The following is a 20,559-nucleotide window of genomic DNA, read 5'->3' on the forward strand; positions in this document are numbered from 1 at the left end:
GTCCAGAAACGCAGAAACTGGAGACTTCGACAAAGAAGCGCTTTTTGCTTCTGCCGGCGGAGTTGAAGTTTCGGAGTTTCTAGGAGGCGACACTAGACAATTCGAAAAGCGGAGGCGACTGCCCAACTCCGACAAGCGTTGGAGGACCTGACAGTGAAGTCGCTCTTTGACTTCATTGGCAGGACCGAAACGTCTCGAGGAGTTAGGAGCCGCAGCTAGACAAGCGACTCGAGGGGCTAGACGCTGAAGCTGGATTAAGAAAACTACATGCAGTTATCCACACCTAAATAATTTTATAATTTCCCAAACTAAAATAAAAAGCCCCCAAAAGGGAGCTTAGCTTTGCTATATTTAATTGACTAAACGCTGAGCTTCGCGCAATTGGAAAGTACGCACCTTACGCGGCAGGAATCGTCTGATTTCGTCTTCATTGTAGCCAACCTGCAGGCGCTTTTCATCAATGATGATCGGGCGGCGAAGCAAGCCAGGATTTTCTTTGATAACCTCAAACAGTTCTTGTAGAGGCATGGTTTCCAAATTCACATCAAGCTTTTGGAAAGTCTTCGAGCGGGTAGAAATAATCTCATCCGTTCCATCTTCGGTCATTCGGAGAATTTCCTTTATTTCATCGATAGATAATGGCTCTGAGAATATGTTTCTTTCAGAATATGGAATCTCATGTTCTTCAAGCCATGACTTTGCCTTTCTGCAAGAGGTACAACTTGGTGAAGTGTATAAAGTGACCATTGGTAATTCACACTCCCTTAGATTTACTTATATTATTTGCAATAATGAGCTGTCATTTCTTAAATAATAATAAGTTTAATTTTATAATTCATATTGTTTATTATACACTATGGATTTAATAAAAGGTATCCCTTTTCATAATTTATTCCGGGTATTTATGTAAGGATATTTTTGCCCTTCTCTATATATAACGAACGAAATTGAAAAAAGTTTCATTATAATTTATATTTTTTATCACCTTCTGATCTAAATCTATATAAATATTCGTACAATTCAACTTGTTTATGTCCGTTAGGGTCTCATTTTCATAATTTAATTATATTTACCCGATTGTATAAGACTTAAACCCCTTGAATTCAAAAAAATTTATTCTCATTTAATTCAACCATAATGAAAACGCAACCATGTTAGAAACAATGGTTGCGCTCTTGACTTAGATATCCTGGAGCAAATCATCCCTTTTGTCTTCCACAGTTAAGACTTCCTCAACTGGCTGGTAGGATTCTCCGTAAAACTTTTTATCTTTATAAGTATGAATCATATTGTAGGTCTTTTTCATCGACTCATATACTAAATCCTCTGCAGCCTCGTCCGGAGACCAGTAAAGGATTTCCATTTCATTGATTTCCTTCGTTGCTAGAGACCTCCGTCTGTAACCAATCGTCCTTGCATGTTCAAAGCCTTCCCGTTTGTAAAAACGAAGACGTTTTTCCGTATCTGTATCCTCATAATTAACTGGTTCAACCTCAAGAATAATCGGTTTACCCTTTTCCTTCAGCTTCTCGATCAGCTTATGGCCTAGTCCCTGACCTCGCGTCGTCTTAGAGACAAAAAGGTAATCGATGAAAACAAAATCATCCGTTTCAACATACATGAGGACATGTCCTGGACCTTCATCCTTATGGTAAATCTCTGGTCTTTCCTTTAAAAGTGTTTCCATATGTTCTTTTGATTTCATTTCCTCAATCGGGAAATACTGATTTAACTTCTCATACCAATGCATTGCTTATCTCCTTTTTATTTTTATTCCTTCCTGATAAGCACCCAGCTTTTCTTATATAATCATGATCATAATACTTGTATTATTTTTTCTTTATAAAGTTCTTTTAATACACCGGCAATTCTTTTAAAATAAAGATGTACGGGGATCATGAATTATATTTATCACAAAATCACTATTCAAGACTTAGTGAAAAAAAAGGTGGAGGTTTATCATGGGCGGTTACATAATGGATTTAACTATCGTTGCTTTACTGATTGTGGGCATTACCGCGACAATTGGTGTGATTACCAATGGAATAGGAACCAGATTCTTTAGTGGAAATAAAAGAAATGAATTCGTCGATCAATCAACTAGTTTGCAAACTGGTTGGAAAAATGTCGGCGGCAGCAAGAAGTAATCCACATCCCAACTGTTATTATAACTTATTTTGATATCGATAATCTAATGATATGAAAAGCCCGGAACGATTTTAACCATTCCAGGCTTTTTGTATAGTTTCATGAAGTATTAATTTTCCACCTTGAGAATAGTCCAGCTCCATCTCTAATCGGGGCCGCTATTCTCCATCCAGGTTATGGTGTGTAATCAACATTTGGTGAGTATCTGTTGCTAGCGTTCCATAATAAATATTCGTTGATTCCCTGATCCTTCAAGGCCCTGATTTGGTCTTCGACTTCCTTTTTCCCATAGACAAGGTAATTTCCACTGCCTAACCAGGAGGCTGTGAAGTCCTGAAGCCAAGGACGTGATACAGGCGGTGTTTTTAATTCAGCAAGTTTCTGTGTTTCCATTTTCGCGTATTCCTCAACGAGACGGTATGGCTCTTTGTCAGGCTTGGCAATCCCAAAATAAGATGTCCAATGGCTTGGATAAATCATCGAAGAGATGACATCCACATTCTCTGATATTTTTGAAAAGTTCTGTCCGATTCCTGGTGCTTCAGGGAGTGTCGCCGTATAGCCAAAGATATCAACAGAAACTTTTACATCGTAAGGCTTTAGCTCTTCTCGAGCGTATGCTACGAAATCAGTCACTGCTTTAACCCTTTTTTGCACATTATCCATTTCTACATCCTTATAATCACCCATTGAATATTGAAGCTCAGCATCTCTCTTTTCAAATCCCTCAGGAAACCGCACATAATCAAATTGGATTTCCTGGAAACCCATTTTCGCTGCTTCGATTGCAATTTGAACGTTGTAATCCCAAACTTCCTTAACAAAAGGATTTACGAACGATTCTCCTCTGCCATTTTTCCAAACCTGGTTTCCATCTTTATATGACCATTCCGGCTTCTGGTTTGCCAGGGCGGTATCTTTGAAAACTACTACCCTTGCAATAGGATATATCTGTTTTTCCTCCAAAGTTTTCAATAGTTTCTTCGGATCTTTAATATAAGGCTTCCCAATCTCTTTGAAAGGAGAATCCTCGTCTGGTTGGTATGTAAGATAGCCGTGGTCTTCTTTTATATCAATTACCATTGCATTTAAATCAGTCTCATCAACAAGTTTGGTAAGACTATTAAACCTCTCTCCTCCTGCTGAGTTGCCAGTTACATAGATTCCCCTTACCGCGTCAGGATATTCAAATGTGTACCCTGAATCGAATTTGAACCTTGGCATCTGCTTTGGAACTTCCCTAACCAATGACTGATGTTCCCTGACCGGAAGTTTTTCTGTTTCATGTGCGTTTGACTCTGCAAAGACTATACCTCCTGCTTGTGAAAAAGAGGCAGCCAATAACGCTGCTGCTGCGATTTTTTTAAACTGCACAAACACCTCTCCTTTCAAAACGTACGCCTACTCTAAAAATATCTTTCTCTATAATATGAATCTATAATTCTATTTTACCCACTTTCGACAGAATTAGATATTATAGATTAAATTTTTTACATGGAATTTATTCCCTGAACACCAAAACAATCAATTAAAAAAAAAACGATCTCAAAATAAGAGATCGTTAAGTTTATTTGACATGTTGCTGCTGGTATTGTTTCAGTTCTTTTTCTGAGCAATAAACATAGTGACCAGGAACAACTTCGCGCATTTTCACTTCTTCTCCATCTGCATACTGATGTACATTTGGATCATAGGTTTTGCGTCGTCGCGTTCGCTCAGATTCTGGATCTGGAAGCGGTATAGCTGATAATAAAGATTGAGTGTAGGGATGAAGCGGGTTCTTGTATAGTTCTTCAGCTGTTGTTAACTCAACCAGCTTACCAAAGTACATTACACCAATTCGATCGCTGATATATTTTACCATTGAAAGATCATGTGCTATAAACAAGTATGTTAAACCTTTTTCACGCTGCAATTTCCTCATCAGGTTGACAACCTGAGCCTGGATGGAAACGTCTAGAGCGGAAATTGGTTCGTCTGCGATAATAAATTCAGGCTGCACAGCAAGAGCACGTGCAATTCCGATACGCTGCCTCTGTCCACCTGAAAACTCATGAGGATAACGGTTGGCGTGTTCTCTATTTAATCCAACTGTTTCAAGCAGTTCATATACCATTTCCATTCTTTCTTTATTGCTTTTTGCAAGACCATGAATGTCAATGCCTTCAGCAATAACATCAGAAACCTTCATCCTTGGGTTCAAGGAAGCATAAGGATCCTGGAAAATCATTTGCATACTTCTGTTAAATTTCTTCAAATCTTTTTTGTTTTTCTTGCCGTGTACGTTTTCTCCTTTGTAAAGGACCTCTCCATCTGTTGCTTCATAAAGCCTGATGATTGTTCGGCCAGTTGTGGACTTGCCACAGCCTGATTCTCCAACCAATCCAAGAGTTTCTCCTTTAAAGATATCAAAAGTAATTCCGTCAATCGCCTTTACTTCATTAGGTTGACCCATATTGAAGTATTGCTTCAGATTCTTTATTTCAAGAAGCTTTTCTCTATTTTCCATCAGCCAGTCCTCCTCCTACAGTTATTTCGTGCCCATGAATTTACGCATTCTGCTTTTCACAGCTTCCGGCGGTTCTACCTTAGGAGCATCTGGATGCAACAGCCATGTAGCAGCATAATGTGTATCAGACACTTTAAACATTGGAGGCTGTTCCTCTAAGTCGATTTGCATAGCGTATTCATTACGAGGCGCAAATGCATCACCTTTTGGCGGATGCAACAAGTTTGGCGGCGTACCAGGAATTGCATAAAGTTCCTCTTCTTTAGCATCCAGGCTTGGCATTGAACTGATCAATCCCCAAGTATAAGGATGCTGCGGGTTGTAGAATACTTCATCCACAGTACCAATTTCGACAATTTTACCACCATACATGACTGCTACACGGTCAGCTACGTTAGCTACAACTCCAAGGTCATGAGTGATGAAAATAATTGAAGTATCAATTTTTTTCTGCAAATCTTTCATAAGTTCCAAAATCTGTGCCTGGATCGTAACATCCAAAGCTGTTGTAGGCTCATCAGCAATCAGGACTTTTGGGTTACATGCCAAAGCAATTGCGATTACAACCCTTTGTCTCATACCGCCTGAAAATTGGTGCGGGTATTGTTTGATACGCAATTCTGGTTTCGGAATACCTACTAGCTTTAAGAGTTGTAGAGCACGTTCGCTTGCCGCTGATTTACTCATATTCTGATGCTTGATCAGTGGTTCCATAATCTGTTTACCAACAGTCATTGTTGGATTTAGGGATGTCATCGGGTCCTGGAATATCATCGAGATATCCTGTCCACGAATTTTCTGCATTTGCTTGTCGGTCAGTTGAGTTAAATCTTTACCTTCAAACAATATCTCTCCCTGCTTGATTTCTGAATTGCCAGGAGGGAGCAACCTCATGATTGCTTTAGTTGTTACTGATTTTCCAGATCCTGACTCACCGACTATTGCAAGGGTTTCTCCCTTTTTCAGTTCAAAGTTCACACCGCGGATCGCCTTAACTTCGCCCGCGAATGTATGGAAGGATATATTTAAATCCTTAACTTCTAAAATATTTTCCATAATACATTCACCTGCCCCTTAATCGCGCATTTTCGGATCAAGCGCATCGCGCAATCCGTCTGCCAGCATATTGAACGTAATCATGATGACACTGATGATAATAGCTGGAATTATCATCTCATGTGGGTGCAATCTTAGCACTTTAAAACCTTCATCAATCAATGTCCCAAGTGACGCATATGGATCTTGAAGACCAAGTCCGATAAAGCTTAAGAACGCTTCAAAGAATACCGCATTTGGAATCGTGAACATTGTATTGATAATAATGACACCAGCAAGGTTTGGCAATAAGTGTTTAGAAATAATTTTGCCATCGCTGTTTCCGAGGGTTTTAGAAGCGAGTACATATTCCTGCTCCTTAAGCTTCAGCGTCTGGGCACGTACCACACGGGCCATTCCTACCCATCCTGTAATCGTCAAGGCAACAGTAATGGATATAATACCAGGCTTCAACACAAGAATCATCAATATAACAACAATCATCGTCGGAATACCTACTAGGATTTCGGTAATCCTCTGCATCACGTTATCCAATCTTCCGCCGTAATAACCAGATATGGCGCCATAAGCAACACCAATTATCATATCAATGACTGCAGCCAAAAGCGCAATGTACAAGGAGATTTGCGTACCCTTCCAGACACGTGTGAATAAATCGCGTCCTAAAGTATCAGTACCAAACCAATAATATTCGTCTACTTTTTTGACTTCATACATATCGATTTCTTTTCCGGCTTTATTTACCTTTATACCGTCAAACGGAAGCCAGCTGATATTTTCGAGTCCCTGGATTTTAGGCGGCAAATTGTTATGCCTTACATTTTGTGTGTCGAATTCCTTGCCGCTGATCACAGGTCCAAGGAATGCCATAATAATCAATATCGCCATAACTATCAAACTTACAAGCGCACCCTTATTCTTGCGGACACGCATCCAAGCATCTTGCCAGAAAGTTAAGCTTGGCTTATTAATTTCCTCGCTCTTGGCCGAATCGATTTCCGCCGGCCTAAAACGATCTTTTGGAATTTTCGTTTCAAAGTCAGCCATTACTTATTACCTCCAGACAGCCTGATGCGTGGATCGATAATTCCATAAAGAATATCCACAACAAGGATGATAACTACAAATAATGCAGCAAATAAAATGGTTGTTCCCATAATAACAGGGTAATCATTAAGTGTAATAGATGATACGAACTGCTCACCAAGACCAGGAATCGCGAAAATCTTTTCAATTACTAGTGAACCCGTCATCAATGAGATTGCCAAAGGTCCTAAAACCGTAACCAACGGAATTAACGCGTTTCTTAAAGCATGCTTAAACGCAATCTCAAAGAAACTCGCACCTTTAGCTTTTGCCAGCATGATATAGTCAGAACCTAAAACCTCAATCATTTCTGTTCTCATGAATCGGGCAGCGATAGCGATCGGCAGCATGGACAGAGCTATGGTTGGAAGGATTGTGTACTCAAATCCTCGCCAGAAAAGTACCGGGAACCAGCCTAGTTTTACCGCAACATAATATTGTAGTAATCCAGCGAACACAAAGTTTGGAATGGATTTACCTAATACTGCTATAAATGTTGAGCTATAGTCGACCCAAGTATTTTGTCTTAGTGCCGCAAATATACCGAGTAAAATACCGATAATTGTTCCTAAAACCATTGCTTGACCACCTAGCTGCATGGATGGGCCAAGACGACCGATGATCATATCTGTAACAGACCTGTTATTGAACTGAAAGGAAACCCCTAAATCCCCTTGCAGCAGGTTTCCAAGATACTTGGCATACTGCACAGGTACCGGCTGGTCAAGACCATATTTCGCTTTCATGATTTCCATTTGTGCTGGGCTTAACTTGTTGGCACTAGCAAAAGGCGTACCTGGGATGATTTTCATTAAGAAAAATGTTAGGGACGCAATGATGAAAAGAGTCAAAAACATGTAAAGTACCCTTTTTAACAGGTATTTTGCCATATGGGTGCACCTCCTGTAATATTTCAATTTTCCCTATTATTCGACAATTGCTATACAGGGAAAAAGAGAGTATATCTAGATATACTCTCTTTCTATCCTCAGAATTATTACACTCTGAAATAAGAAATTTCTTCAGTTATTATTCTTCGCCTTCAATTGTTATCCACTGGAATGAGTAGTCAGGACCGTAGTTGTATTGTACAAGCCCTTTTACTTTAGGGTTAAGAAGGATGTTAGCTGCACGCTGGTAAACAGGTGCTAGACCAGCATCTTCTTCAAGCATGATTCTTTCAGCTTCCTGCTGTGCTTCCCATTGAGCTTTTTCGTCAGTAGCAAGTTTGCCTTGAGCATCCTTGATCAACTGATCGTATTTCTCATTTGAGTAACCCATTCTGTTGCTTCCGCCATCAGTGATCCAAAGGTCAGTGAACGATAATGCGTTACCATAGTCAGGACCCCATCCAGCGAATTGAAGATCATAATCCATAGCGTTGTCACGCTCTAGACGAATTGCGAAAGGAACACTTTCAAGATTGATTGTCAAACCAGGAAGGTTTGTTTCCAACTGGTTCTTGATGTAAGCATCAGTCTTCTTAGCTGCTTCAGTGTCTCCACCAAGGTAGCGAAGTTCTAACTTATCAACACCAAGTTCCTTAAGACCAGTTTCCCAATATTTCTTAGCTTCTTCAGCATTGAAAACAATCAGGTCGCCGTTCTTTTCACGGAAATCTTCACCATCAAGAGTTACGAAATCTTTTGGTACAAAGTAGTTCGCAGCAACTGAACCATTGTTCAGGATGCTAGCAGCAAGGTCTTCCTTATTGAAGCCCATCGCGATTGCTTTACGGATGTTCACGTTAGCTAGCGCTTCGTTCTTCTGGTTCATCTTGATCCAGAAAACAGTTGCTTCCATCCAGCTAAGCATGCGCTCGTCACCTTCGTATGAAGGAACTAAATCCGAAGAAAGCAATCCTGTCATATCTGTTTCGCCTGCTTCAAAAGCGTTTACAGCAGAGTTAGAATCTTTAACAACGTTTACAGTGATCTTTTCAAGTTTAACTTGATCAGCATTGTGGTAGTTAGGGTTCTTAGTTAGTACCCACTCTTCAGCGTCAGTACTTTCCCAAGTTTCCATTACGAATGGACCGTTGTAAAGTAAGTTTTCAGCATTGCTTGCATAAGCTTCGCCTTTCTCTTCAACAAACTTTTGGTTTTGCGGGTAGAATGTTGGGAAAGCGAAAAGGTCTTGCCAGTAAGCAATCGGCTTTTCAAGAGTTACTTCCAAAGTCTTGTCGTCAAGTGCTTTAACGCCAAGTGTAGTTACATCATAAGGCTGTTTCTTAGAACCAGCTTCTGTGATTGCTTCAGCACCCTTGATCTTGCCACCCATCATGTAAGGACCATAAGGAGAAGCAGTTGCAGGGTCGATAGCGCGCTGCCAAGCAAATACGAAATCGTGAGCTGTTACAGGCTCGCCATTAGACCATTTTGAGTCAATTAGCTTGAAAGTGTAGACAAGGTTGTCATCACTGATTTCAGGCTCGCCATCTGCAAGTGCAGGAACTGGCTTGTGGTTCTGGTCAAGGCGGTAAAGACCTTCACCTACGTTGTTTATGTAAGTGAAACTTGTAGAACCTTCAGCAAGGACTGTGTCCATTGTTGGAATCGCAGAAGAATCCAACATTCTTAATTCTTGTGGTACATTAGCAGTTTCTTCGCCTGTTGTTCCTTCGTCACCAGGCTCGTCTTTTCCAGTATCCTTATCTCCGCCGCTACAAGCAGACAGGATTAACGAGAATACTAGAGTCAAAACTAAAAGCAATGAAAATTTTGACTTTTTCAAAGTTATGCCCCCTCTTTATTATTGTTTTCTGAAAACTTTTTACATTCCCTATTATACATAGATTAAATTAAATGTTCAATATTTTTGCGCGAAAAATTTACAACTTTGAAACAATAGTAATAAATTTCCTCCTTGATTTGTGTTATAATAGTGACTTATAAGCCTTTTGCGGGCAAAATCACGGTGTTACTTATTGTAATATTTGATTATTTTTGAAGATTTATTCTCAAAATTACTTTTATAAAATAACAATATAAGGGAGATTTAGAAAAATGCGTAATAGATTTGGGAAAATTTTTTATGGATTTTTTGGTTCTCAAGTGCTGGTTTTTATTCTTTCACTTGTCTATCAGCAAAGAATATCTTTGCTAAGTTATATAAATATTTCTTTTTACATTGCAAGCATCCTGCTTTTATCATCATTAATAGTATTTACAGTTAACTCTGGTTTTTTTGATGCCATCTCCTATTCATTCAGAACTGTTTTCGCCGGAAAAGAAGAAGGTGGAAAAAAGAAATCTTTTGATGAGATGACTCCTTTATCCGAACTGGTTACCATTAATGCGAATCCACTTTTAATGGTTGGATTGTTAGACTTTTTCTTAATGATTGCCGCCCTCTACATTTATTATCTTTAAAAATCCTACTGGTACTCTTGCTTATCATGATTGATTTTATTATAATCATTTTTAATAAAGGATTAAAAGCGATGATGAAGAGTAGTACACTTGTTCAAGGCTTTCAGAGAGTTTGTGGTTGGTGAAAACAAACAGCCTGGCAATTGGAATGGACTTTTAAGCTTCTGGTTTGAACTTAAGTAAATCCAGGCGTATTCCTGCGTTAAAGGAATCCATGCTTAAATGAGGCATGGGCAGAGTGACTCATTCGTGAGTAATTAGGGTGGCAACACGGACCATTCGTCCCTAGAATTTAGGGCGAATGGTCTTTTTTGTGTTCTTTTTTCTTCTGTATTTTTAGTTACTGTAAATAAATTCAGACAGAATGAGAACAAGATATATACTTGTAGGAGGAATTTATCATGGAGACTATTTTTTCTGGCATCCAGCCGAGCGGTACCATCACACTTGGCAACTATATCGGCGCAATGAAGCAATTCACAGAACTGCAGGAAGAATATAACTGCTATTTCTGTATTGTTGACCAGCACGCAATTACTGTCCCGCAGGACCGCTTGCAGCTTCGCAAAAATATCAAGAGTCTTGCAGCGTTGTACATCGCTTCAGGGATCGATCCTGAAAAAGTAACATTATTCATCCAATCGGAAGTACCTGCACATGCTCAGGCTGGATGGATGATGCAATGCGTCGCCTATATAGGTGAGCTTGAAAGGATGACCCAATTCAAGGATAAATCCACTGGGAAAGAAGCTGTCTCAGCTGGTCTTTTAACGTATCCCCCGTTAATGGCAGCCGACATTCTTCTATATAATACAAATCTCGTGCCAGTCGGCGAGGACCAAAAGCAGCATTTAGAGTTGACAAGGGATTTAGCTGAACGATTCAATAAGAAATACAATGACATTTTTACGATTCCAGAAGTTCGAATCGCTAAAGTCGGAGCAAGAGTTATGTCTTTACAGGATCCATTGAAGAAAATGAGCAAATCAGATCCTAACAACAAGGCTTTCATCTCTATGCTTGACGACCCTAAGCAAATCGAAAAGAAAATCAAGAGTGCTGTAACTGACTCAGAGGGTATCGTAAAATATGATAAAGAGAACAAGCCTGGCATCTCAAATCTCTTATCCATCTATTCTATCCTGACCGGCAAAGCAATTGTTGATATTGAAAAGGAATATGAAGGTAAAGGTTACGGAGACTTCAAGGGAGACCTTGCGAAGGTAGTTGTCGATGTTATTGAACCAATTCAGAAGAAATATTACGAGCTTATCGATTCACCAGAGTTAGATGAAATTCTTGACCGTGGTGCTGATAAAGCAAACTTTGTCGCGAACAAAATGCTGAAGAAAATGGAGAATGCGATGGGTCTTGGACGCAAGCGCAGATAAGACAAAAAGGAGCTGACACGATGTCAGCTCCTTTTTTTTTAATAGTTATCAATTTACTTTAGGGCCGTGCTCCATTTCCCAAAGCTTTTCGAAAAAGGATTGCCCCTTGATGATGTTTTCACAAAACTTCTCGTGTTTATGTGACCAGCCAAATTTAGTCTCTTCAAATAAGCGTTCCCATACTTCTTCAAATCCAAGGCGTTGAATCTCTTCATATAATTCAGGCTTCCATTCAGTGAACCAGTAACGGACTTCAGCCACATTTTTAGAGGAACTCAACTGATCCATGGCCATGAACAATAATTGCTTCAGCTGCCTTTCCTTACGCGTCAGCCCTCTCATTAAATCCGGAGCAGGTGATAAGATATGGAAGTCCTTTAAGGCACTTTGGTCATTGAATCCATACTGGATCGTATCCTGATTCTCAATCATTTCGTACACCAGCTGCTCCTGGCGCGGGATAAGCCTGCTCTTTCGGATTGGGATATTATATCCGATGGTGTCAACAGCCAGTATGCCAGTTCCATCTGAAACAACGAAACAGTAATCAAGCTGTGTTCGTTCATGGTTTTTCCTCAAATATGCCTTACGGTAAATGTCATCCAGAAGCTGTTGAGGCAACTCTGATAAATCATTCTCAATGTAATTAAATAACAGATGGTCAATTTTAAGGAGCGGCACCTGGTCAAGCAGCTCAACCCCATCGTCCTTCCTCCATTCGTGGAAATGGCAGACATTATAGCCGTTCTCTTCCCCTTCGAACCAGTTTACCCAGACATCATGAAGATACAACATGATTTTATAACCCCTCACTTCAAGAAACTGTTTGTCCATCAGTATGGGCATCACTAAGTAAAAATATTCCTTAAAAGGAAGATCAATTTATATCATTATTATGAGGCCAATAAATGCTTAACCATATGATTCCGACTCCAGCCGGCAGAAAGTAGCACTCCACTCTCCGCGATATAAAAGCCAAATACTCATCCAGACCGTGCCCAGCTACAATCAAATTCAAATAAGCGATTGAACTGATCCCTCCTGATACAGCCAGTCCAAAACCAATCGTCAAAACAAACAATCTAAAAATCATCAGATTGACTCTCTTCATAACAGAAATTCATACCACTCACTTCCCTCACCCCGGCCTGTCCATTTTTAACATATATATGAAAGGAGTTGGCAGGAAAGTACTGAAAGCTGATTTAAATGTACCTGAAGACAAACGCCCAATAATTGAAAAATGCTGCTGTGTCTTATAGGAATTATTTTGAGCATGTATTTCGGTCTAACTACTCTAATGTTTTGCCGTAAATGGGGTGACTTCGTACATTTCATGCTGTTCCAACCGCTGCTTTGTCTGAACATGGGGGCTCTTCGAACATTTCATGCATTTCAAACCGCTGTTTTGGTCGAACTTGGGGGCTCTTCGGACATTTCATGCTGTTCCAAACGCTGTTTTGTCTGAACATGGGGTGACTTCGGACATTTCATGCTGTTCCAATCTCTGTTTTGTCTGAACTTGGGGTCTCTTCGGACATTTCATGCTGTTCCAATCTCTGCTTTGGCTGAACATGGGGTGACTTCGGACATTTCATGCTGTTCCAATCTCTGTTTTGTCTGAAGATGGGGTGATTTCGGACATTTCATGCGATTTCAACCGCTGTTTTGTCTGAACATGGGGTCTCTTCGGACATTTCATGCTGTTCCAATCTCTGCTTTGTCTGAACATGGGGTGACTTCGGACATTTCATGCTGTTCCAACCGCTGCTTTGTCTGAACATGGGGGCACTTCGAACATTTCATGCTATTCCAACCGCTGTTTTGGCTGAACATGGGGTCTCTTCGGACATTTTGTGCATTTCAAACCGCTGTTTTGGCCGAACTGGGGGTCTCTTCGAACATTTCTTACTGTTCCTAACGCTGTTTTGTCTGAACATGGAGTGGTTTCGGACATTCCAAAAAATCCAGTTATTAATATAACCAACTTGATTGTTCCACGAATATTATAAGTTGTCCCTCATCCCTCAAATAGAAAAATAGACAAAATAAAAAATCTACCTTAGTATGGTAGATTTTTTAACGGCGTGATCTTGGATTCAATGCATCTTTTAGGCCTTCACCTACGAAGTTGATTGACAAGATCGTGAGTGTGATGGCAAGTGCTGGTGGAATCCAGATCCACGGCTTTCCTTGTAATACGTCTGGTTCATTCGCGAATGCTAGCATGTTACCCCAAGATGGAATCTCGGAAGGTACACCGAATCCTAAGAAGCTTAGTCCTGTTTCTGCGACAATCATGGAAGCGAACAGGATTGTTGCCTGTACGATGATTGTTGAAAGGACGTTCGGCAGTAAATGCTTTGTAATTACTTTGAATGGTGAACATCCGATTGAGATGGAAGCTAGAATGTATTCATTCTCCTTCTCTGCTAAAATCTTGCTTCGGACAATCCTGGCTACCCCGCCCCAGCTCAGCAAGCTGATTACCATGATCAGGATAACAAGACCATTGACTTTACCATGGAAAATTGTAGCCAATACGATAACGAAAACCAGGAATGGGAAGTTCAAGACGAAGTCCGTAAAACGCATGAGCATGCTGTCAACGATTCCGCCGAAGTATCCTGCGATCGACCCTACAATTGTTCCGAAAAAGATTACGAATAGTGTACAGCTAATTCCGACTAAGAGTGATACCCTTCCGCCGTATAACAATCTGGTAAAAACGTCACGGCCGTTTTTGTCCGTTCCAAGCCAGTGTTCTGCAGATGGCTTTAGGGACATTGAGCCAATGTTGATTTTTGTGATATCTGTTGTTGTAATGTATGGAGCCAGGAAAGAGACAATCATTACCAATAACAAGAAGACCAAGCTTGTCATCGCTAACTTGTTTTTCACAAATTTTCTTCTAGCGATGGCCCAAGGAGACATGCCTTTTTCCGGCTTCAGGTTTATCTGTGTATTTTTTGCTGTAGAAACTTCCATAGCCATCCTCCTTAATCAAGCCTGATCCTTGGATCAACAATTCCGTATAGAATATCTGCAACCAGGTTACCAAACAGTGTCAAGAATGAGAACATCATTGTCAGGGTCATTAAGACTGGATAGTCTCTCTGGCTGACAGAGTTCAAGAATAATTGACCGATTCCCGGATAAGTGAAAATCGTTTCTGTGATGATCGCTCCACCGACCAACGCTACGATATCAAATCCAAGGAATGTAATCAGCGGGATGATTGAATTGCGCAAAATATGCTGATTGTAAATTTTCTTTTCAGGTGTTCCTTTTGCTCGTGCCGTTCTTACAAAATCCTTACGGCTGTTTTCTATAATGTCATTACGCAGGAATTGCGTATAGCTTGCAGTACTCAGTAATCCTAAAACCATTGCAGGTAAGAACACATGGTGTACCCTGCTTAACCAATATGCAGCTGTACCTTCTGTTGTTGAAATATCCACGGATCCATTGGATGGGAACCATCCCAAAGTGAATGAGAAGAAATAGATTGCGAACACCCCTGCAACAAATGAAGGCAGCGCCAATCCAATATAGTTTGCGGTACCTATGACATTATCGCCAAGTGTATATGGCTTCCTTCCGGCATAAATACCCATGATAAATGCTAGAACATAAGTGATTAGAATACTTGAAAAACCTAAGAATATCGTATTGGGCAGACGTTCTCCGATAATTTCACTTGCCGGGATTTTATAACGGGTTGATTTCCCGAAGTCTCCCTGCATGAAATTTGTGATCCATGTGAAATATTGAATGTGGACTGGGTCATTATAACCGAGCTTCTCGCGCATCTCCTCTATGTATGCCGGATCCGTATTGTTCGGATCAATCTCCCCACTGAGTGAGTCCCCTGGCATAAGTTTCGCCAGGGAAAACACTACAATAGAGATAAGGAAAAGCATAGGAATCATGCCGAGTATGCGTCGTAAACTGTATTTAAGCATATGCATTCTCCTTAACTGAATAGGTGGTACTTATTGATTATTGCTTGATCCACCATTCATGAGGTGAGTTAGAACCAGAAACGTCGTATTTCACACCTTGAACGCGCTTAGCAACAGCCATAACTTCTTCTAGCTCAAGGATTGGAAGTGATGGTACTTCTTCGTTGAAAATCTTCTGCCAGTCAGCATAAAGCTGTGCACGCTTTTCAGTGTCAGTTCCAACTACTTCTAGGTCAACAGCATCTTCAAGAAGCTTTTGAGCATCTTCATTTACCCAACGAGGGTAGTTCCAAACAGATTCAATACCCCAAAGTGGTAGTGGATCTGGGTCTGCTCCAGTTCCCCATCCGCCGTAGAATACTTCTAGAGCTGGATCGTCTTTTTCAAGTTGATCATAGTAAAGGTTAACGTCAGTCATTTGAAGCTCAGACTTCAAACCAACTTCTTCCCAGTACTGAGTCATAGCTTTTGCACGTGCTTCGAAAGTTGGGTTGCCAGTAGCATAGTGAGAGAACTTAACAACGAACTTCTCGCCTTTAGGATCTTCACGGAATCCGTCTCCATCCTTATCTACGTAACCAGCTTTATCAAGAATTTCTTTCGCTTTTTCTGGGTTGTATTCGTATTGTACAGGCATATCTTTGTTATCTGCAGCAATCCAGTGTGCAGATGGGATCGGACGGTTAAGTGGCTGACCAAGTCCGCTAAAGAAAGCTTTAACCCACTCTTCGCGGTTGATTGCGAAAAGCATTGCTTGACGAAGTTCTTTACTTTGGTATTTAGGCTTGTCCATTACGTTTTTCTTGCCATCGTATTTACCAAGTTTGAAACCGATATAGTAGTAAGATAAGCCAGGGAATTTTACTACTTCAACATTATCAAGAGCTTCTACTTCCGGAAGAACTGTTGGGTGGAATGGAGTCATGTCAAGAGTTCCATTCTTAAGTTCTCCAGTAGTAAGTGAAGAATCGATAACTTTAACAACGATCTTGTCTAAGTGCGGAGCACCTTTCCAGTAGTTTTCGTTCTTAACTAGTTCTACTGATTCACCAGGGATAACTTTTGCAACTTTGAATGGACCAGTTCCTACAGGCTTAGTACGTACCTGCTCAGAAGCAGCCATGTCTTTAGGAGCGATTCCTTCGAATTCCTTGCGAGAAAGAGGGTAAGCCCAGACGTTCTCAAGGTTGTTTACACGAGCTTTGTCAAAAGTGATTTTTAAAGTATAGTCATCAACTACTTCAAGACCAGCAATCTTGTCAGTCTTTCCTTCGTTGAAGTCCTTAGCACCTTCGATTGTGTTAACGTTAGACCAGCGCTGGTGTTCTCCACCAAGAGTAGCGATTGTTTCAAGAGCGAATACCCAGTCATGAACTGTAAGTTCTTCGCCATTGTGCCATTTTACGCCTTTTTCAAATGTGAATGTGAAAACCTTGTTGTCATCAGTAGTCCAGCTAGCGATGTTTGGTTCTGCTTTAAGGTTTTCATCATAGTCGATCAATGCATCGTCGAAGAATGCGATGATGTCATCGTCTCCATCAGCATCGTAGAAGTTCCAGTTCAAAAGGCCTTTGAATTCAGAACTTAAAGCGTAAGTCAATGTACCGCCATCTTGCGGTCCTGTTTCTTCTGCTGCGTTGTCCTTGTCGTCTTCTTTTGGATCAGTTGTCGTCTTCTTAGTGTCTCCTCCGCTGCACGCAGCAAGGAATGTTGATAAAACCAATACTAGCATAGCTAGCCAAAGCAATGGTTTCTTCATGGTTTTCCCCCCATTTTTCTTATATTTTTGTAAAAATTATTGCCCTAGTAAAGGTGGCAAGCAACTCGGTGTCCTGGCTTCACCTCCTTTAAAGCTGGCTTCACTTGAGAACACTCTGCCATCGCAGCTGGGCAGCGCGGATGGAATGGACATCCTGTCGGAGGATTCAATGGACTTGGAACATCTCCTTCAAGTACGATCCTTTCCTTCTTCCTGCGTGGATCCGGCATTGGAATGGCTGAGATTAAAGCCTGTGTATATGGGTGGAGCGGCTCAGCATACATGCTGTTGCGATCAGCAATTTCTACCATATTGCCGAGATACATTACGCCGATCCGGTCACTCATATGCTTAACGACACTAAGGTCATGAGCGATAAATAAGAAAGTCAGATCAAATTCCTTCTGAAGCTCCTTCAAAAGATTGAGGACCTGGGACTGTACGGACACGTCCAGTGCTGATACCGGCTCATCTGCGATGATAAGCTTCGGTCGTAGCGCCAGCGCCCTGGCAATTCCGATCCTTTGTCTCTGCCCTCCTGAAAATTCATGGGCATATTTATAGTAAGCATCTTCTGGAAGACCAACTTTTGTTAATAAATCCATTACTTCATTTTTGAGGTCCTTCAGGCTCGCACTCTTGAAGTTCCTTATAGGTTCTGAAACAATGTCCCCGACCATTTGCATCGGGTTCAGCGAAGCATAAGGATCCTGGAAGACCATCTGGATATCCTGGCGGATCGACTGGAGTGTCTTGCCTCTAAGTTTAGTGATATCCTTGCCTTCAAAGATAATTTCGCCTTCTGTTGCATTCAGCAGGCGGATGATTGTCCTGCCTGTTGTAGATTTACCGCAGCCTGATTCTCCTACAAGCCCCAGTGTCTCACCCTTTTTAATTTCGAATGAAACATCATCTACAGCCTTAACATTACCGACTGTACGGCGGAAAAAGCCGCCTTTTACAGGATAGTAGGTTTTTAGATTCCTAATTTCCAGCAGATTCTCTTTTTCTACTAAAGTTGTATTGCTCATTATGCCTTAACCCCTTCTTTTGGCATACTTGCTTCATATAGAATGCACGCCACTTCATGTCCTTGCTCGATTTCTCCAAGCTGTGGAGTGATACTTGTACACTCTGGCATTGCTTTCGGACAGCGGTTTGCGAATCGGCAACCAGTTGCCGGCATATTCTTAAGTGACGGGACAATCCCCTTGATCGAGCTCAATTCTTCTTTTTCCTCGTCCATTTTCGGAATGGCACCCATCATCAGTTCTGTATAAGGATGTTTAGGGTTATAGAAGAGTGTATCGACATCAGCTCGTTCAACGATGCGGCCTGCGTACATTACGATGACTTCATCACACATCTCCGCAACAACGCCAAGGTCATGCGTAATCATGATAACTGACATATCATTTACTTCCTGTATACTCTTTAGCAAGTCGAGTATTTGGGCTTGTACTGTAACATCCAGCGCTGTGGTAGGTTCATCTGCGATCAACAGCTTTGGCTGGTTGGCGATTGCCATCGCTATCATGACCCTTTGTCTCATACCGCCTGAAAGTTGGTGTGGATATTCATCCACAATTTTTTCAGGTCGTGATATACCAACACTCTTCAGCAGCGCAACGCTTTTTTGTCTTGCTTCTGCTTTGGAAATGTTCGTATGGTTGAACAATACTTCCTGAAGCTGGAATCCGATTGTGAAAACAGGGTTCATTGATGTCATTGGTTCCTGGAAGATCATCGAAATATCGCGCCCGCGGATTTTATTCATTTCCTTTTCGGACATCTTTTCCAAGTGAACTCCCTCGAAAACGATTTCCCCTCCGCGAATTTTGCCAACCCCTTTTGGCAGGAGTTGCATGACTGAAAGGCTCATAACTGATTTTCCGCACCCTGATTCGCCAACAACCCCGACAATCTGCCTTGGTTTGACAGCAAAACTGACCTTGTCTACAGCATTGTAAAATTCACCATCGATATCAAATGCTGTCTCAAGGTTCTTGACTTCTAGCAAAGGTGCATCTTTATGTATTGAATAGTTGCTCATTGGGACACCTTCTCACATTTAAATAATAAAATATTCTGTAAATTCGATATATTTTAATAAAATGTTATTACAGATTTATTACATTTGCAATACTTTTTTTTCAATTGGGAAATTTATTATTTTTTAGAAATAGCAAAAAACCCGGTATGACAGGGTTTTTTTAGTTTTTATATTTATTGAAATTTTATTAACTTTGTAAATTCAGTGGAAGGAAGCTTAAATGATGCTTTTTCAGTAAAATATCCATGTTGTTTATATTGTTTTACAATTTCATAGCCAATTGCATAGCCTAGAAGCGTAGGCCGGCCTCTTAATCCAAACAAAATTTCATCATGCTGACGATCATTCCTCTGGATTGAGAGCTTCTCCTCTAGCTCTTTTTCCCAAAATTCAGCCAAAACTTTTGTCGAATATCGCCTGCTCCATTCTCCTGTATATTTTTCACCGCAATTTTCGGCAACTGCATGCTCCGCTAGGCCTTCTAAAATAATTGAATCAAGGAGGTTATATTCCTCAGGATTTTTCTTTTGTGCCTGCATCCGGCATACATGATGGTATTCGTGGACAAATAATGCTTCCAGTTCTTTCTCATCGTTTATCGGTGTCAAGAAGAGAAACATTTTATCAATAAAAGATAGTCCGGATTTCCCTTTCCCTTCTCTCATTAACTTTGTATTCGATTGATCCAGGGGAAAGATAAAGATTGGGATATCCGGGCCTTGCCATTTTCTTTTATACTTGTTAAAAATTCCTTCTGTCACTGACCAAAACTTAGCTGCCTCCAGCTCTTCCAGCGTCTTTTTGGTTTTGCGGTCCGGCTTGTACATGCCGAAGTTTTTTAAATAGCTGTATATTTTTTTGGAATCAACCTCACCTTCAAAATAATCACTCAGCTTTTCACATATCCGGTGTGGACTGTTGAATTCAGTTTCTAACCATGTATTAGTCTTGACTACCCCATTGCTTTCCCTCCGAAGAAATCAATTTCTACAGCTATTCTATGAAAGTAGCGGCCAATAGTTCTGAGATGCCCTGATCATTATCAAAAATTTTCCCAACTTTAACAAAAAGCGCAAGCGCCTCGTTCAGCCCCGACAAGCGCTGCCCGCCTATAACGCCACATCCTGTGGCTGACGGGTCTGCACGTCCTGTGCCTCAGAGGGCCGACCAGGGAAGTCGTTCTTTGACTTCATTGTGCGGACCGAAATAGAAATGTATAGC

General features: G+C 40.8%; 19 protein-coding genes and 1 other annotated feature. Of the genes, 3 read left to right on the forward strand and 16 right to left on the reverse strand.

The genetic code is table 11. The annotated features are described in order from the left end of the window. Nucleotides 1-351: 351 nt before the first annotated feature. Together spxA and J7E32_RS14795 are read right to left on the reverse strand one after the other, a co-directional pair. Nucleotides 352-747 carry a transcriptional regulator SpxA gene (gene spxA, locus J7E32_RS14790; protein WP_102261879.1) on the reverse strand — a complete coding sequence of 132 codons (396 nt, stop codon included), beginning with the start codon at nt 745-747 and terminating at the stop codon, nt 352-354. Nucleotides 748-1,180: 433 nt separating this feature from the next. Continuing rightward, nucleotides 1,181-1,750 carry a GNAT family N-acetyltransferase gene (locus J7E32_RS14795; RefSeq protein ID WP_214908627.1) on the reverse strand — a complete coding sequence of 190 codons (570 nt, stop codon included), beginning with the start codon at nt 1,748-1,750 and terminating at the stop codon, nt 1,181-1,183. A gap of 211 nt (nt 1,751-1,961) precedes the next feature. On the opposite strand from J7E32_RS14795, the gene J7E32_RS14800 reads away from it, so the two are divergent. Further along, on the forward strand, nt 1,962-2,147 hold the full coding sequence (locus tag J7E32_RS14800) for a hypothetical protein (RefSeq protein ID WP_214908629.1): 186 nt from the start codon (nt 1,962-1,964) through the stop codon (nt 2,145-2,147). Between the two features lie 175 nt (nt 2,148-2,322). On the opposite strand, the gene J7E32_RS14805 is transcribed toward J7E32_RS14800, so the two are convergent. The 6 genes from J7E32_RS14805 to J7E32_RS14830 all read right to left on the reverse strand — a co-directional run bounded on the left by J7E32_RS14805 (nt 2,323) and on the right by J7E32_RS14830 (nt 9,532). Continuing rightward, the gene (locus J7E32_RS14805) at nt 2,323-3,522 is read right to left on the reverse strand and encodes a putative glycoside hydrolase (RefSeq protein ID WP_353654057.1); all 1,200 of its coding nucleotides are present in this window, start codon (nt 3,520-3,522) and stop codon (nt 2,323-2,325) included. A 193-nt stretch (nt 3,523-3,715) separates the two neighbouring features. After that, nucleotides 3,716-4,657: an ABC transporter ATP-binding protein gene (locus J7E32_RS14810; RefSeq protein ID WP_214908638.1), complete on the reverse strand. Its 942-nt coding sequence runs from the start codon at nt 4,655-4,657 to the stop codon at nt 3,716-3,718. Nucleotides 4,658-4,678: 21 nt separating this feature from the next. Beyond that, nucleotides 4,679-5,713, reverse strand: a complete 1,035-nt coding sequence (locus J7E32_RS14815) for an ABC transporter ATP-binding protein (protein WP_214908640.1) — start codon at nt 5,711-5,713, stop codon at nt 4,679-4,681. A gap of 18 nt (nt 5,714-5,731) precedes the next feature. After that, the gene (gene opp3C, locus J7E32_RS14820) at nt 5,732-6,760 is read right to left on the reverse strand and encodes an oligopeptide ABC transporter permease (RefSeq protein ID WP_214908642.1); all 1,029 of its coding nucleotides are present in this window, start codon (nt 6,758-6,760) and stop codon (nt 5,732-5,734) included. Then, entirely contained in the window at nt 6,760-7,689 is a 930-nt protein-coding gene (gene opp3b, locus J7E32_RS14825; protein ID WP_214908644.1) for an oligopeptide ABC transporter permease, read from the reverse strand. Before opp3b ends, opp3C begins: the two co-directional genes overlap by 1 nt. A 139-nt stretch (nt 7,690-7,828) precedes the next feature. Beyond that, nucleotides 7,829-9,532 (reverse strand): peptide ABC transporter substrate-binding protein, encoded by a 1,704-nt coding sequence (locus J7E32_RS14830; RefSeq protein WP_214908646.1) that lies wholly within the window; start codon nt 9,530-9,532, stop codon nt 7,829-7,831. Between the two features lie 272 nt (nt 9,533-9,804). Here J7E32_RS14830 and J7E32_RS14835 point away from each other — a divergent pair, with 272 nt between their 5' ends. Both J7E32_RS14835 and trpS read left to right on the forward strand, forming a co-directional pair. Further along, on the forward strand, nt 9,805-10,170 hold the full coding sequence (locus J7E32_RS14835) for a DUF3899 domain-containing protein (protein ID WP_214908648.1): 366 nt from the start codon (nt 9,805-9,807) through the stop codon (nt 10,168-10,170). Nucleotides 10,171-10,232: 62 nt separating this feature from the next. Further along, nucleotides 10,233-10,460: a binding site (T-box leader), on the forward strand. Nucleotides 10,461-10,568: 108 nt separating this feature from the next. Further along, nucleotides 10,569-11,561: a tryptophan--tRNA ligase gene (gene trpS, locus J7E32_RS14840; protein WP_214908979.1), complete on the forward strand. Its 993-nt coding sequence runs from the start codon at nt 10,569-10,571 to the stop codon at nt 11,559-11,561. Nucleotides 11,562-11,609: 48 nt separating this feature from the next. Here the strand turns inward: trpS and J7E32_RS14845 are convergent, their stop codons facing one another. From J7E32_RS14845 to J7E32_RS14880, 8 genes are all read right to left on the reverse strand, one after another. Continuing rightward, nucleotides 11,610-12,356, reverse strand: coding sequence for a YjbA family protein (locus J7E32_RS14845; protein ID WP_041968157.1), 747 nt, complete (start codon nt 12,354-12,356; stop codon nt 11,610-11,612). An 82-nt stretch (nt 12,357-12,438) separates the two neighbouring features. Next, nucleotides 12,439-12,672, reverse strand: coding sequence for a YuzI family membrane protein (locus J7E32_RS14850; RefSeq protein WP_286183280.1), 234 nt, complete (start codon nt 12,670-12,672; stop codon nt 12,439-12,441). Nucleotides 12,673-13,640: 968 nt separating this feature from the next. Next, the gene (gene opp4C / locus J7E32_RS14855; protein WP_214908650.1) at nt 13,641-14,549 is read right to left on the reverse strand and encodes an oligopeptide ABC transporter permease; all 909 of its coding nucleotides are present in this window, start codon (nt 14,547-14,549) and stop codon (nt 13,641-13,643) included. An 11-nt stretch (nt 14,550-14,560) separates the two neighbouring features. After that, nucleotides 14,561-15,526, reverse strand: a complete 966-nt coding sequence (gene opp4B / locus J7E32_RS14860) for an oligopeptide ABC transporter permease (RefSeq protein ID WP_214908652.1) — start codon at nt 15,524-15,526, stop codon at nt 14,561-14,563. 37 nt (nt 15,527-15,563) lie between these two features. After that, complete coding sequence (gene opp4A, locus J7E32_RS14865) at nt 15,564-17,285, reverse strand: oligopeptide ABC transporter substrate-binding protein (protein WP_214908654.1); 1,722 nt, start codon at nt 17,283-17,285, stop codon at nt 15,564-15,566. A gap of 44 nt (nt 17,286-17,329) precedes the next feature. Then, entirely contained in the window at nt 17,330-18,316 is a 987-nt protein-coding gene (locus tag J7E32_RS14870; RefSeq protein ID WP_214908656.1) for an ABC transporter ATP-binding protein, read from the reverse strand. Next, nucleotides 18,316-19,338, reverse strand: a complete 1,023-nt coding sequence (locus tag J7E32_RS14875; RefSeq protein WP_214908658.1) for an ABC transporter ATP-binding protein — start codon at nt 19,336-19,338, stop codon at nt 18,316-18,318. The genes J7E32_RS14870 and J7E32_RS14875 overlap by 1 nt, the downstream gene beginning before the upstream one ends. A 173-nt stretch (nt 19,339-19,511) precedes the next feature. After that, nucleotides 19,512-20,165 (reverse strand): DUF2268 domain-containing putative Zn-dependent protease, encoded by a 654-nt coding sequence (locus J7E32_RS14880; RefSeq protein ID WP_214908660.1) that lies wholly within the window; start codon nt 20,163-20,165, stop codon nt 19,512-19,514. Nucleotides 20,166-20,559: the final 394 nt, after the last annotated feature.

It is taken from the genome of Bacillus sp. ISL-55 (genome assembly GCF_018613155.1).
GTDB lineage: Bacteria > Bacillota > Bacilli > Bacillales > Cytobacillaceae > Mesobacillus.

What these genes read in the sequence shown, in the direction of transcription:
- J7E32_RS14795 (WP_214908627.1), bottom strand. Translation starts at nt 1,750, where the DNA reads ATGCATTGGTATGAGAAGTTAAATCAGTATTTCCCGATTGAGGAAATG.
- J7E32_RS14870 (WP_214908656.1), bottom strand. Translation starts at nt 18,316, where the DNA reads ATGAGCAATACAACTTTAGTAGAAAAAGAGAATCTGCTGGAAATTAGG.
- opp3b (WP_214908644.1), bottom strand. Translation starts at nt 7,689, where the DNA reads ATGGCAAAATACCTGTTAAAAAGGGTACTTTACATGTTTTTGACTCTT.
- J7E32_RS14845 (WP_041968157.1), bottom strand. Translation starts at nt 12,356, where the DNA reads ATGTTGTATCTTCATGATGTCTGGGTAAACTGGTTCGAAGGGGAAGAG.
- J7E32_RS14810 (WP_214908638.1), bottom strand. Translation starts at nt 4,657, where the DNA reads ATGGAAAATAGAGAAAAGCTTCTTGAAATAAAGAATCTGAAGCAATAC.
- J7E32_RS14880 (WP_214908660.1), bottom strand. Translation starts at nt 20,165, where the DNA reads ATGTACAAGCCGGACCGCAAAACCAAAAAGACGCTGGAAGAGCTGGAG.
- J7E32_RS14815 (WP_214908640.1), bottom strand. Translation starts at nt 5,713, where the DNA reads ATGGAAAATATTTTAGAAGTTAAGGATTTAAATATATCCTTCCATACA.
- opp4A (WP_214908654.1), bottom strand. Translation starts at nt 17,285, where the DNA reads ATGAAGAAACCATTGCTTTGGCTAGCTATGCTAGTATTGGTTTTATCA.
- opp4C (WP_214908650.1), bottom strand. Translation starts at nt 14,549, where the DNA reads ATGGAAGTTTCTACAGCAAAAAATACACAGATAAACCTGAAGCCGGAA.
- J7E32_RS14850 (WP_286183280.1), bottom strand. Translation starts at nt 12,672, where the DNA reads ATGAAGAGAGTCAATCTGATGATTTTTAGATTGTTTGTTTTGACGATT.
- opp4B (WP_214908652.1), bottom strand. Translation starts at nt 15,526, where the DNA reads ATGCTTAAATACAGTTTACGACGCATACTCGGCATGATTCCTATGCTT.
- opp3C (WP_214908642.1), bottom strand. Translation starts at nt 6,760, where the DNA reads ATGGCTGACTTTGAAACGAAAATTCCAAAAGATCGTTTTAGGCCGGCG.
- J7E32_RS14835 (WP_214908648.1), top strand. Translation starts at nt 9,805, where the DNA reads ATGCGTAATAGATTTGGGAAAATTTTTTATGGATTTTTTGGTTCTCAA.
- spxA (WP_102261879.1), bottom strand. Translation starts at nt 747, where the DNA reads ATGGTCACTTTATACACTTCACCAAGTTGTACCTCTTGCAGAAAGGCA.
- J7E32_RS14800 (WP_214908629.1), top strand. Translation starts at nt 1,962, where the DNA reads ATGGGCGGTTACATAATGGATTTAACTATCGTTGCTTTACTGATTGTG.
- J7E32_RS14875 (WP_214908658.1), bottom strand. Translation starts at nt 19,338, where the DNA reads ATGAGCAACTATTCAATACATAAAGATGCACCTTTGCTAGAAGTCAAG.